Here is a 12,570-nt window from a genome sequence, read left to right as displayed (position 1 = left end):
CTAATCACTTCCTTCATAAAATTCAACTTGAAATGTTTCTCCTGATATAATCAGGCCATCTAGTAAATTGCATTTTGGACAAAGGGCGATGCGATAGTCCGGTTCAAACTGAAATAAACAGTTTTGGCATTGTGATATTGCCTTTTCACGGATAATTGTTAGTTGTGATTCTTCATTCAGAAGACAGGCTCTCTCTCTACAAAAATACAAAAATGCCCATTCTAACGCATCTGGCAACACGTTTGATAAATCTCCTACAATCACTTGGATTTGTTTTACTTTTTGAAAACCTCTTAATTTCGCATCCTCTGAAACAAGCTGAATGATTTCATACATTAATGACATTTCATGCATCTAATAGGCGCCTTTCTTCAAACTTCTATAAAAATTTTATGTTTGATATTACCAAAAAGAACTTAAATTATAAATTAAGGATTATGCTTATTTATTTCTCACTTTGTCCATTTTGGTATGGTTGCTTCAAACGAAAGAAAGAATTCACCCCTGTAACTAGCTATGACATAACCATACATTTGGATATTAAAACACTCTAAGATAAGTAGAAGGAAAGAAAAGTCGACTGCCATCTAGAACCATTTGTAAGTCTGTATATCAAAGCCGCTAACATCCCTTCTATGAATCAATCCACTTCTTCATGCAGTTAACAAATTTCATAAAGGAATTTCTCCATTAGCCCTAGCGTAATTCCTTATAAAACATATTATAGAGATAATAAGTTGAAACTTTTTGGGGTGAGTTTATGCATAGAAATAAGACCTATAAAATCGTTCAAAGATGCTGTTCAGAACAAGAATGTAAAAAATATACTAAGATAAAAGCAGTTTGTCCACCAGAACCACAGAGAGAAAAAGAACCTCCGGCAAGCAGCGGGCTATTGACGGAATTTGATCAAAATATCGTTATACCTACTTTTATTGAGCTTACGTTGTTACCAACACTGTTAGCTACTGTCACATTAAATATTGACGACTTAGGTGACCGAGTATGGTTTACTGGAACAGTTCAGACAAGGGTATCTACAGGTGCGCCTGCACCAGGTTTTGTACAAATTGCTCTCCAAATATTTAGAAATGACCCTACGTTCACTTCATCAATTTTCCTGATTGAAGATGTAGTAGTGAATAGCGGGTTTGTAAATGGCAATGCTACTACCTTTACCTTTGTAGACCTCTCACCGCCTACTGGTGTGAATACTTACTATCTTACTGGACAAATATTATCTACAGATCCCCAAGCTACAGGGGCTTTTGTAGAAAAAACTGTTTTTACAGGGGCAGAAATTGAAGCAAATAGTTAGCTATTTTCAATTTATTTAAAAAGTGATTATTATAAGAATGCCAAAACCGTTATATGTCCCAAGCAGCAGCCGAGCGTTCTTCAATACGCTTTCCTGCTGTTTCTTTATCCACTGAATTAGAGAGCAGGCAATGGAAGTGTTTAGTAGAAGTGTAGCAATCGGGGGAATTAGCTTGAATTTAAACAAGTACCACAAAAACGGATAAGTACGATTACACGCGAGAGTGTAAGGTGTGAAAACTGTTCCAAATACCTCCTCCGTTCATTCTGTACAAAAGCAAAAGAAGAAAATCGTAAGTTAATCGTGAGTGAGTTGTGGGAACAGCAAAAGGAACAGGTGAGAGCAAAGCTTTCAGAAGAAAAAACGAGGACCATTTATCGTCAACACAAAATTAACGTGGAATCCGTTTTTGGATTCTTGAAGGCTAATTTGCGTTTCACTCAATTTTCTGTACGAGGAAAATCGATGGTAATAATAGAAGGGTCTCACATTAATGGCTGTGAATATAAGAAAATTCACAGCCATTAGCAAAAACTATCTGGAGATAACATAAACAGAGAAATCCGAATTTAAATTTATTCAAATTCGGATTTCTTACTAATCGAAGCTAGTTATGATCTAGCCTCTTTTTGTATCTTATATCTCGTCACAATTTAAGAATTTTATGATGTTAATCAAGGGTTTTCGTAAAACAACATTATCCGTGCGCTTGACCTTCATCTAACATAAAATAAGTTACTTTCTTAAGGTCTTTATTTACATGAACTAAACATGTTTTTCCGTCATCATACTTAAAATAAAAATAATAGGACCAAACCTCTTTTGCATCTTTAGCAGTATTTACTTCCTTACTTTGTGCTTCTAAAAATTCATAGCTTTTACCATCTAATATGTTATTCTCTTTGATAAAGTTAGTTGCTAAATCTTTAGCTTCATCATAAGAGAAATCCTTATAATTTTGATTTTTAGGTTCTCCTGGATGGTAATCTAGACTTACTATCTCATTAGTTTCAGCGTCTATTACAGCAATATAAGAACTGGCTGTATTTCCATTTACAAATTCACTATTTTTATTAGACCATCCTATTAGATAAAATTTATGTCCGTCTATCTCAAAAAAATCATTGTTTCTTTCATAAAAGTTTTTCGTATCTATTGTTTCATTAAAATTCTTTTGAAAAGCATTAAGTGCCATTTCTTTAAGTTTATTTGCTTTGTAATTGTCTTGTTCAACAACCTGCTCAGTCATTACTGTATTCTTTGGCACTAAATCAGTTGAGGCATGTGCAATAGCTGTAACACCTCCAGTACTTAATATCCCAATTAACGCTAATCCCAATATTTTTGGTGATTTCATAATATTTTCCCTCCTGTATTTGCAAGTATTTATTTTACTTCCCTGCTATTACTGAAGTATATAGTGGATATTTATCTAAACTATCTACTAGTTGTAAATTAGTTGTAAAATCTAATTAAATAATATTTTTATAGTTGTCCCTTTATTTATTTCACTTTCTATTTTTAATTCAGCCTCATGAATTTTGGCTATTTCAGCACATATCGTAAGTCCAAGTCCAGCACCATTGTTAGCTCTAGTTCTAGATTTATCAACCATATAAAAGGCTTCAAAAACTTTGGGTAGATCTTCTTCTGAAATCCCTATCCCTTCATCTTTTATTTCAAGTACAACTTTACTTTCTTTATTTTTATAAACATTTAAATATATATTACTATTCTCTTTTGATGCTTTAATAGAGTTATCAATAAAATTTCTAATTAAATTTCTAATTAAATCTTTTTCTACACTAATTTGATACTCATCACTACTTATAATTAAATTTATATTTTTATCCTGTAATTTGGGCTTTAAAGCATATCTGATATCTACCAGTATTTTGTTTATGTTTTCTATTTCCATCATAAAATTTTCTTTTTTAAGCATTATTAAGCTCATCATTTTCCATGATAGTTCTTCTAGTCTTTTTCCCTCTTCAAATATATGGTTTAACCCTTCTATAAATATTTCTTCATTATATGCAGTTGAACGAAGAAAATCTGCATATCCAATTATAGAAGTTAAGGGTGTTTTAAATTCATGAGTTAAATTATCTATAAATCTTTGTTTTTCCTCAGCATTAATTTCTAACTGATGTATTTTTTCCTCAACAGCATCTGCCATTTCATTAAAGTTTTCTGCTAAAACCCCTATTTCGTCCTTAGAATTAATTTCTACTCTCTCTGAATAATTCCCCTTTGATATTATTCTTGTAGTGTTTATTAGCTTATCTATAGGGCTTGTAATAAGCTTACTTAACATATATATACAAATAGCTAAAATTATAGATACCCCCATGGATAATCGAATAAAAAAGCTATATTGTTCTTGTTTATCTTGGTAAATATATGTTATATCATGAATGTATGAAACCTTTAAATCTTCTCCTTGTACATTTACCAAACTAGTTACAAATAATAATGTTTTATTTCCTACATCCCTTATAATATATTTCCTTTCATCTGAAGAGACCTCTTTTAGTTCTTTCCTTTCTCCTGAAATGTTAAAGTACATGTTGCTAAAAACTACATTATTATTTTTATCTAAAACCTCTAAGTACGTATCTTTAGAGTTGAATTTTCCCAAATAATTTTTAATAATTTCTTTATCTATAGTTTTACTACTCTTTACTGAAATCATATTATAATAAATCATTCCTGCTGAGATATTACTCTGCTCACCTAAAGACCTATCTATTTCTCTTTTTAAGGTTAAATTGTAGCTGTTTTGGATTATGAAAACAGCACCAAAATTAAAAGCGACCAAAAATATCAATAATGTATATATGAAGATTTTTTGCCAAAACTTCATTTAATCCTCCAATCTGTAACCAACCTTATATACAGTTTTAATTTCTTTCTCTAAATCAAGTTTTTTTCTAAGTTTTTGAATATGCATATCAACAGTTCTAGTCTCACCTAAATAATCATATCCCCAAACTGTTTCTAAAATTTTTTCTCTAGATAAAGCTATACCTTTATTTCGTATAAAAAGATTTATAAGTTCAAATTCTTTTAAGGTTAAATCTATAATATTACCTTGTTTTTTCACAATCATTTGTTCTAAATATATTTCTAAATCTTTAAAACTCAATATATCCTTCTTTTTACCATAACGCCTTAAGACCGCTTCAACCCTCGCTAAAAGCTCTATGGATTCAAAAGGTTTAACGATATAATCATCTGCTCCCATTTTAAGACCTTGAACTTTATCTGCAATAGATGCTTTAGCAGTTAAAAAAATTACAGGTATATCTTTATGTTTTATTTTACCTATTATGCTGAAACCGTCCATTTCAGGAAGCATAACGTCTAAAAGTATTAAATCAAATCCTTCTTTTCCAATTACTTCCAAAGCTTGTATCCCATCGTAAACTTGCCAAGTCTCATAACCGACCATTTTTAAATTTAATTTTATTAAATCTGAAATAGTTACATCGTCTTCTACGATTAATATTTTTTCCATTCTATCAATTCACTCTCCTAAATATAAACTTGCATTCGATAAGTTGTTAGAAAAATTCTAACACTCATGCCTTTTTACCTTTAAAGTCTCACAGTATATGGTATAGCTTCAACTGGGTTAGCAGCAAATTACGAAAAAATTGCTACTATATTGAATTTTAATTAGAAGATCCTTAACATTTACGTACCCTATTTGGGGATAAAAGTAGATATAGTTTATTTCACCTATGATTAATACGACTTAGTAGCCTTCTTTAATTTCATCTATGTTATTTTCTACTCACGTCTTTGATTATAATCATGAAATTCTTTCTTACCTTGTTTATATTTTTGCATATTAATATTAACATGAAAGAAGATAAACAACTAAAGTTTCATTGTGCTTTATTAGTTGCATCTATGATAATCCTATAAAGATTCCAGAAGAGCTAAAAAACAAACTCCGCCCTATTAATAACTAATCCTTGTGAACTCTGTGACCTGCGATTGTTTTATACTGTTTGATGCAGTTTTCAAAGCAAAAGAAAAAGCCACACCTATTTAGATGTGGCTAAATCTATATAATTAAGGAAGTACATACATAACTGTAACAGCTGCACCAAATGGCAGTGCCCCATCACCTGTTACAATCCTAAATGTGAAGAATAATTATCACCTTTTTATTATAACTATATTTTCATTAAAAGTATAAAATTTACTTTTTATATTATTTTACCCAATGCAATTTGCCCATGCAAAATAGTATACAATTATAGAATATGAACAATATTATTCTTCAAATTCCGTCTTGAACCTAAAGTTACTTGAGGTTTTATAATGAACTTATACTTTTGATGGGAGGATTTTTGATGAATAAGAATAACAAATTTTCTATTGGGGAATTTTCAGAAAAAACAGGAATCTCTATTCCTACTTTACATTACTATGATGAGATTGGTTTATTACGACCAGAAAAAAATCCATCTTCAGGGCATCGCATTTACAAATATCAAGACATGATAAACTTACAAAAAATTCTTAGTCTAAAATTCCTAGGGTATAGTCTAGATAAAATCACTAATTTGTTAAATGAATCGAGCTTTTCTGTTGACTTAAATGAAAGCTTGTCTCTCCATTTGCACGCTTTAGAGAAAGAAGAAAAACGAATCGAGCAATCCATAAAATCCATTAAAAGAGTAATAAGATTAGTCGAGGAAGAAGGAGAATTGGATAGCACCTTATTATTTAGTCTTATTCACGGTATGAGTACTGAACATATACATGAAGAATGGATGAATCGCCATATGTTAAAGGATGTCGCAGAAGAATTATCAAAGAAATCGGAAGAAGATAAAATCCTTTTAGATCAAACGTTTATTCAATTGACGAAAGAAGTGAGAAAATTATATGGTAAACCAGTAGAAGACCCAAAAGTACATGCGATGATTAAGACCTATTTAGAAGCTTTGTTTTCATTTCTTGGTGAAAATATGATGCAAAAACTAGCTAACACTAATATCGAAGAACTGGATATGGATATTTATGAAATAGAAAATATGACACTATCTCCCTTCACTGAAGATGAACAAAATTGGCTTAATCAAGTGATGGAATATTATATGAAGCAAGAAGTAATAGATTATTAAAAAGCTATTCTCTTATACGGGACTGCCTCCGATATATAAGACGGTAATCAAAAAAGCATTCCTAACCAGTAGTCGGTATTGAACCGACGACCGGTAGACTGTTCAAATGGTCTAAGTAGAATGTTTCAGACTTTAACACAGCATGAAACGATTCGATTGGGGCATTTCAGGGGCTACTAGCATTTTTATGTACCTAATTTACACATTATCTCTTAAAAAATTTAAAACGATTATTGGTCTTTAATCATTTCAATGAATACAAGACTACAGCTTGCCCTTAAAAAGATGAGTTGGTGATAACGTATGATATGAGAACCTATGCGGGCATGATTCTCCAACAAGGAGGTTCATGCCTTTAATGACAATAAATATAAAGAGACCCCAATCAAAAAAGATATGAATATCCTTTTAAATATTGCTATAATTATAGCAATATTTAAGTTTTCAAACAAAGTTTGGAGGTATATAGAATGATTAGATTAGAGAAAGTGAACGCTGATAACTACCAAGAAGTTTTTGGTTTAGAACTTGTAGGAGAACAACAAAATTTTGTTTCGTCAAATATGAAATCATTGGCACAAGCATGGGTATTTTACAATAGAGCCCAGCCCTATGCTATTTATAGTGATGATACAATTGTAGGATTTATAATGTTTGACTATAGAATAGAAAATAGAAAAGTAGAGATTTGGCGTTTTATGTTAGGAAATGCATATCAAGGAAAAGGCTATGGTAAGGAAGCATTAACTAAAGCCATTGAATTTTTGAAGCAAGAAAACTTATTCGACTACATCCAAATAAATTATGTTGAAGAAAATCTAGTAGCAAAAAAACTTTATCAAAAAGTTGGTTTTTCAGAAACCGGAGAAATGGAAGGAAACGAAGTTGTTATGAAGCTTTCATTAGTTTAAGTTCCATAATGCTCCAAAATTTCTTTAATTCATATATATTTCCATTACACAAAATCAATAATACATAACTTTATTGTAAAATGTAATATTTTTTCTAGTTATACTAATTATTTTTAAAACTAATAATCCATTTTAAGAAAAAAAACATAAACCTTGATATAGCAATAACTACAATTAATTCAAAAAAGAGCCCCCATTCTTCAATAGGAGCCTACTAAATTAATTTTCTCTACATATCATTGGAAAATATAATAATTGTTATTTTCTCTCTCTGCTCACAGGTGCAGATCATAATATTCTTCTAATGTTAGCTCTTTATTATATAACTCAGTGGCTAAATTCACCCCAACATAACGGATATGCCATGGTTCATATTGATACCCGGTAATATGTTCTTTTTCTTTCGGAAAGCGAATAATATATCCATATTTATGGGCGTTATCTTCAAGCCATGCTGACTCCTCTGTATTCGCGAAACAGTCATCTGCTGCACAAGATCCATTAGTACCACTAACGTCAATTGCTAATCCTGATTGATGTTCGCTTGTTCCAGGAGCAGCACTATATGTTTTTGCTTTTTCGATTCCATCTTTTTCAACATAATTATTAAATAGGGTTGCTTGAGTTTGAGAAGAACGATAGGCTGAAACACCTGCTAGATGAATATTCATTTTTTTCGCCGCATTGAACATTTTCTCGAGATACTTTGCTGCTTCTTCTCTCATCATTCTTTTGTCTATTTTTTCTTTAAATATAAATGCAACATCTGGATAAACGAGATCTTTCGGTTCATAGCCTTCTGGAAAAGAATATTTTTTATTGACAAGTACGATAATACTTTCAGGATCATTGACAGAGGGTACTTCCTGTTGGGAATCATCGACAGAGGGTACTTCCTGTTGGTTTTGTTGTTGGTTTTGTTTATTTCCGGAACAGCCAGAAACAATTAGAATTATCATGAGTGTTGCAATTGTGACTATTTTTTTTATCATATTAATATGACTCCTCGTTAGTAGTAATATCTCTTTCCAATAGAATTTCCAGTTAATCCATAGAACTGAGGAATTTGTTGGATTTCCTAGGTGTTAATTGCTTCAAATAGCGCCTGTACCATATTACCGCTCATCAATTTTGTTCAGTTTATTTCGCTCCCTCAACATCCTTGAGTTTCTATACGTTATCAGGATATACTGTCACAATCACACCATCCATATTATTTCCAGATACCTCATACCGAAGATTTGCTGGCACATTAATAGTGGTGTTTTCAGTAACAGGATAATAAAAGACCTCATATTTTTGACCATTTATAGTAGGAGAAATATATTTTTCTTCTTTTAGATAGTCTAAGTATTCCTCTAAAACAAAATTCTTTTCTTTCATAATCACACTATGTGGTAAACCGACATAGCGGATATGCCACGGTTCATTCATAATTCCCGTTATGTCCGTTTTGCCCTCTGGATAACGTAGAGTAAACCCATATTTCCAAGCGTTCTCTGCAATCCACTCTCCCTCAGGTGCGACCTCCATCTTCCCTTGGGTACTTCCAACATCAAGCGATAATCCTAAATTGTGTTCGCTGTAACCTGCTGGCAAGGCACGATTGGAACCCATTTCTTCATAAAGTTTAGTTTGCTCATCAAATCCTCGAAAACCACTTGTAATTAAAAAACTAGAAACTCCATCTTTTCCCGCATCCAGAACCATATCCGAAAATTTACTTGCTATATCTTCTGATAAATATATTTCGCTGTTAAATAATCGGTATCCTTTTACCAATTCATCACGAGCATATAAATTGATGCTATCTGATTTTATACTTTTATTGTGAACTGGGTAATTACTGTTGACCAAAAGTAAATTCCCTTGATAAATTTGTTCTACTGGAATTTCTACTTTTTTTATATTTCCAGAAACCAACTTATCCTCCACTACACCATTCTCGCTATAGGCTTTTTCACCTTTTTCATCTTGAAAGAACGGTGCTATCTTAAAGACTGTCACACCTAAACATATTACAAAAATTAAAAAGCCCCACTTTTTCATTCTTAACTTCCCCTTATTCTTTCTAAAAATGTTCCTTTAGCGGAACGTTTTTGCTTTCTTCAATCCCCCGACATACCCAATAGGAATGGGGTTTTCTCGTAGCTATAGTTTTATAAAAAGGATTGATTATTTTATTTAAAACTAAAAAGTATGATTATAAAAAGTTTCATTAAACACCCTGTGTTAAAATGCAGGATTTTTTATTCCACAACGTACCTTTGAGGAGCAAATTTAGTATCAACGGTGGCGAACCCTACCACAAGTAATGGAGGTTTTTCTCAAAATTAAATTTATATTTTAGGGAGAAGTGTACTGTAAGTGATGCAGATTTAAAACTTTTTTTGAAAAGTATTAAGTGCTATTTATTTGAGTTTACTTGCTTTGTTCGTGTCTTGTTTACAACCAGCTCAGTCATTACTGTATTCTTTGGCACTAAATCCGTTGATGCATGTGCAATAACTGTAACACCTCCAGTACTTAATATCCCAATTAACGCTAATCCTAAATTTTTGTTTATTTCATAATATCTTCCCTTCTGAATTTGTAAGTATTTATTTTATTTCCCTGCTATTACTGAAGTATATAGTGGATATTTATCTAAACTATCTACTAGTTGTAAATTAGTTGTAAAGTCTAATTAAATAATATTTTTATAGTTGTCCCTTTATTATTTCACTTGCTATTTTTAATTCAGCCTCATGAATTTTTGCTATTTCAGCACATATCGTAAGTCCAAGTCCAGCACCATTGGTAGCTCTAGTTCTAGATTTATCAACTATAAAAAAGGCTTCAATATCAAAGCTTTGCTACCATAAAAGGCAGTAGTTTCTTTTTTATCTATCCGTTTTAATAACAAAAGCTAACACGGGAAAGGTTTCGCTATCGTAGCAGAAGAAGTACGGATTTTAGCAGAACAAATAGCAAGTTCCGTAGATGAAATTACAAAGATTGTTCAAACGTTTCAACAAGATTTTCAAAACGTCAATACATCCTTAGCTACTGGATTTATGAAAGTACAAGAAGGATCCGCTCAATTACAACAAACAACAGAAACATTTAAATCTATTAATGAAGCAATGCAACAAGTAGCGAATCATGTAGTGCGTATGATGCAAAATGTTCAAGGTATGGCGGAAGAAGGACAAGAATTCAATGCTTCCATTCAAGAAATTACCGCTATTACAAAAGAGGCATCAGCTGGCGTTCAAGGAACAGAGCAACTAGCTACCCTGTCTACAGAACTAGATGCATTAGTCAAACAATATAAACTATAGCCATTACCTTAAACATACAAATAAAATAGCATTATAAAAGCGCAATAATCCTTACAATACAAGGATTATTGCGCTTCTATTTATTACTAAAGTTCTTTCTCTAAATCCGTTAATAAACCCAAAACAATTTCGGAATATTTCTCTAATTCTTCAAAGGCTTTCTCTATTCCTATAGGATCATTCATTTCAAAACATTTCACTGCCAGTTGAGCACTTTGATGTACTTTCATATGCGGTTGTTCCAAGTCTTTAAATGTTTTTTTGCTTTTCACATGATTAGGTAAATCTCCGTAATACCAATTGCCTAGCCTACATTCTTTATGTGAAATCATTTCTTTTGAGTCAATCGTCCCTATGCCTAAAATTAAGTTATACACTCGCCATTTCCATAGTAAATGGTCCGTTTTCGCCACTTTTAAAATATCTTTTGATGTTAGTTTCACATTGATATTTAAGAATTTTTTTCGATACGTATCCATTTTATTACTAATTTCAAAAAATGTTTTTGCTGTTCGTTTTGATATTTCTTGTGATTCCACACTATTATCATAGATACTGGCATTTCGTGAAGCGATGTCCACAATCGTAGCGGTTTGCTCTTCACTCATCGCTGCGATTTGGGAGGTTGATTCATTAATCCCTTTCATCATTTCAACGATACTGATTAATGCTTCACTTGCACTTTCTGCCCCTACAACACTCTTTTCAACTAATTTTTCCGTTTGGTCAATCCCTTCAATGACTTCCAAAGATACATTTTGCAATGACTCCATATTAGCAATAATCTTCACGATTTCTTCCTTCGTATGCTCTGACAGCTTTCTCACCTCTGAAGCAACTACCGAAAAACCACGTCCATGCTCCCCTGCACGAGCCGCTTCAATGGATGCGTTAAGTGCTAATAAGTTGGTTTGATCAGCGATTTCTTTAATGATTCTCACAATATCCTGTGTATAGTCAATTTCTTGATTCAGTTGTTCTACATTCTTTACAATTTTTCCATATACATGACCGACTTGCTTTATATCTTCCATCGTTTCATCTACGACTTTTCCGCTTTCTTCCGCTGAATGAACCGCCTCATCTGTTCCTTCTGCTACTTCTACTGCATAATTTGCTACCCCATGTATAGAAGCGCTCATTTCTTCCGTTGCGGCAGTTACACTATGGGTCTCATCTATCTTTTTCTGCATATTCGAAAGCAGTTGTTTGATTGTATCTAAACTCATCATATCATTTAACATGTCGGATACTTCGTTTAAAAAGTATTTAAACGTATTTTCCATATATACTTCAACGATTAATTGTTTGTCATAGGCTGCTAGCTTTTGTACAGCAACCACACTTTCTATCATACGCTTAGGATGTCGATGTAGTTTTTCCATTAAAATTGTGGTCATTATCTGAATCAGCAAATCATGTGCAGCAACAAAATTTTCTGCTGTCAAATTAATTCGACTATTGTACTCCCCTATTTTTATTCGCGTCACGATATAATGCTGATCTACTTCCGCTTCTAAAAATTGATCGATATATTGTTCTATCTTCTCTCTTAGACGATCGACTGTGGCGTGTTGCACAATAAGTTGATTAAATATATGTTCAGATTGTATTCTTCCGTAAAATTTATCAATCATTTCCTTCTTAAAAGGAGCTAATATATTCGCTGATTGTTTTACCCTATTAAGCGTTTCTTGGTCAACACCTAAGAACGATAAGCGCTCCTTCGCTCGTTCCCCTACTTTAGGTAAGTCTGTTTTTGAAGCATTTATATATTGATCCCATTTGTTAGATTTATTTATGAAAAAGACCATCTTTTCCCCTCAACTTTGCATAATATTATTTTTCATTTGAATACATACATTCCATTTCGT

At 32.1% G+C, this 12,570-nt stretch carries 9 protein-coding genes and 3 pseudogenes; 5 read left to right on the top strand and 7 right to left on the bottom strand.

The window, feature by feature from the left end:
* A complete protein-coding gene (locus LO754_RS07640) occupies positions 1-354 on the bottom strand; it encodes a hydrogenase maturation nickel metallochaperone HypA/HybF (protein ID WP_024363294.1) in 354 nt (117 codons plus the stop codon).
* Between the two features lie 406 nt (positions 355-760).
* Here LO754_RS07640 and LO754_RS07635 point away from each other — a divergent pair, with 406 nt between their 5' ends.
* Both LO754_RS07635 and LO754_RS07630 read left to right on the top strand, forming a co-directional pair.
* Positions 761-1,318: a hypothetical protein gene (locus tag LO754_RS07635; RefSeq protein WP_108030438.1), complete on the top strand. Its 558-nt coding sequence runs from the start codon at positions 761-763 to the stop codon at positions 1,316-1,318.
* A 234-nt stretch (positions 1,319-1,552) separates the two neighbouring features.
* Positions 1,553-1,871 (top strand): annotated as a pseudogene (locus tag LO754_RS07630) (transposase); the annotation flags it as partial.
* Between the two features lie 144 nt (positions 1,872-2,015).
* Here the strand turns inward: LO754_RS07630 and LO754_RS07625 are convergent.
* The 3 genes from LO754_RS07625 to LO754_RS07615 form a co-directional block, all read right to left on the bottom strand.
* Positions 2,016-2,675, bottom strand: a complete 660-nt coding sequence (locus LO754_RS07625; RefSeq protein WP_024363292.1) for a hypothetical protein — start codon at positions 2,673-2,675, stop codon at positions 2,016-2,018.
* A gap of 111 nt (positions 2,676-2,786) precedes the next feature.
* A complete protein-coding gene (locus LO754_RS07620) occupies positions 2,787-4,184 on the bottom strand; it encodes a sensor histidine kinase (protein WP_024363291.1) in 1,398 nt (465 codons plus the stop codon).
* Positions 4,185-4,838, bottom strand: a complete 654-nt coding sequence (locus tag LO754_RS07615; protein ID WP_024363290.1) for a response regulator transcription factor — start codon at positions 4,836-4,838, stop codon at positions 4,185-4,187.
* Between the two features lie 847 nt (positions 4,839-5,685).
* Here LO754_RS07615 and LO754_RS07610 point away from each other — a divergent pair.
* Together LO754_RS07610 and LO754_RS07605 are read left to right on the top strand one after the other, a co-directional pair.
* Complete coding sequence (locus LO754_RS07610) at positions 5,686-6,462, top strand: MerR family transcriptional regulator (protein WP_024363289.1); 777 nt, start codon at positions 5,686-5,688, stop codon at positions 6,460-6,462.
* A gap of 470 nt (positions 6,463-6,932) precedes the next feature.
* Complete coding sequence (locus LO754_RS07605; RefSeq protein ID WP_024363288.1) at positions 6,933-7,373, top strand: GNAT family N-acetyltransferase; 441 nt, start codon at positions 6,933-6,935, stop codon at positions 7,371-7,373.
* Positions 7,374-7,648: 275 nt separating this feature from the next.
* Here the strand turns inward: LO754_RS07605 and LO754_RS07600 are convergent, their stop codons facing one another.
* Together LO754_RS07600 and vanY are read right to left on the bottom strand one after the other, a co-directional pair.
* The gene (locus LO754_RS07600) at positions 7,649-8,362 is read right to left on the bottom strand and encodes a M15 family metallopeptidase (RefSeq protein ID WP_229389796.1); all 714 of its coding nucleotides are present in this window, start codon (positions 8,360-8,362) and stop codon (positions 7,649-7,651) included.
* Between the two features lie 126 nt (positions 8,363-8,488).
* Positions 8,489-9,422: pseudogene (gene vanY, locus LO754_RS07595) on the bottom strand (VanY-A/VanY-F/VanY-M family D-Ala-D-Ala carboxypeptidase).
* An 875-nt stretch (positions 9,423-10,297) separates the two neighbouring features.
* On the opposite strand from vanY, the pseudogene LO754_RS07590 reads away from it, so the two are divergent.
* A pseudogene (locus tag LO754_RS07590) lies at positions 10,298-10,696 on the top strand (methyl-accepting chemotaxis protein); the annotation flags it as partial.
* 86 nt (positions 10,697-10,782) lie between these two features.
* Here the strand turns inward: LO754_RS07590 and LO754_RS07585 are convergent.
* Positions 10,783-12,510 carry a methyl-accepting chemotaxis protein gene (locus LO754_RS07585; RefSeq protein ID WP_024363285.1) on the bottom strand — a complete coding sequence of 576 codons (1,728 nt, stop codon included), beginning with the start codon at positions 12,508-12,510 and terminating at the stop codon, positions 10,783-10,785.
* Positions 12,511-12,570 lie beyond the last annotated feature (60 nt).

Origin of the sequence: Lysinibacillus sp. GJ-1 (genome assembly GCF_021166035.1) — a bacterium.
Classification (GTDB): Bacteria; Bacillota; Bacilli; order Bacillales_A; family Planococcaceae; genus Lysinibacillus; species Lysinibacillus sphaericus.
This window is presented reverse-complemented; position numbering and strand designations above follow the sequence as displayed.

Bases quoted from the DNA above. Each gene is read 5' to 3' on its own strand.
- LO754_RS07620 (WP_024363291.1), bottom strand. From the start codon at position 4,184: ATGAAGTTTTGGCAAAAAATCTTCATATATACATTATTGATATTTTTG.
- LO754_RS07610 (WP_024363289.1), top strand. From the start codon at position 5,686: ATGAATAAGAATAACAAATTTTCTATTGGGGAATTTTCAGAAAAAACA.
- LO754_RS07585 (WP_024363285.1), bottom strand. From the start codon at position 12,510: ATGGTCTTTTTCATAAATAAATCTAACAAATGGGATCAATATATAAAT.
- LO754_RS07605 (WP_024363288.1), top strand. From the start codon at position 6,933: ATGATTAGATTAGAGAAAGTGAACGCTGATAACTACCAAGAAGTTTTT.
- LO754_RS07640 (WP_024363294.1), bottom strand. From the start codon at position 354: ATGCATGAAATGTCATTAATGTATGAAATCATTCAGCTTGTTTCAGAG.
- LO754_RS07625 (WP_024363292.1), bottom strand. From the start codon at position 2,675: ATGAAATCACCAAAAATATTGGGATTAGCGTTAATTGGGATATTAAGT.
- LO754_RS07615 (WP_024363290.1), bottom strand. From the start codon at position 4,838: ATGGAAAAAATATTAATCGTAGAAGACGATGTAACTATTTCAGATTTA.
- LO754_RS07635 (WP_108030438.1), top strand. From the start codon at position 761: ATGCATAGAAATAAGACCTATAAAATCGTTCAAAGATGCTGTTCAGAA.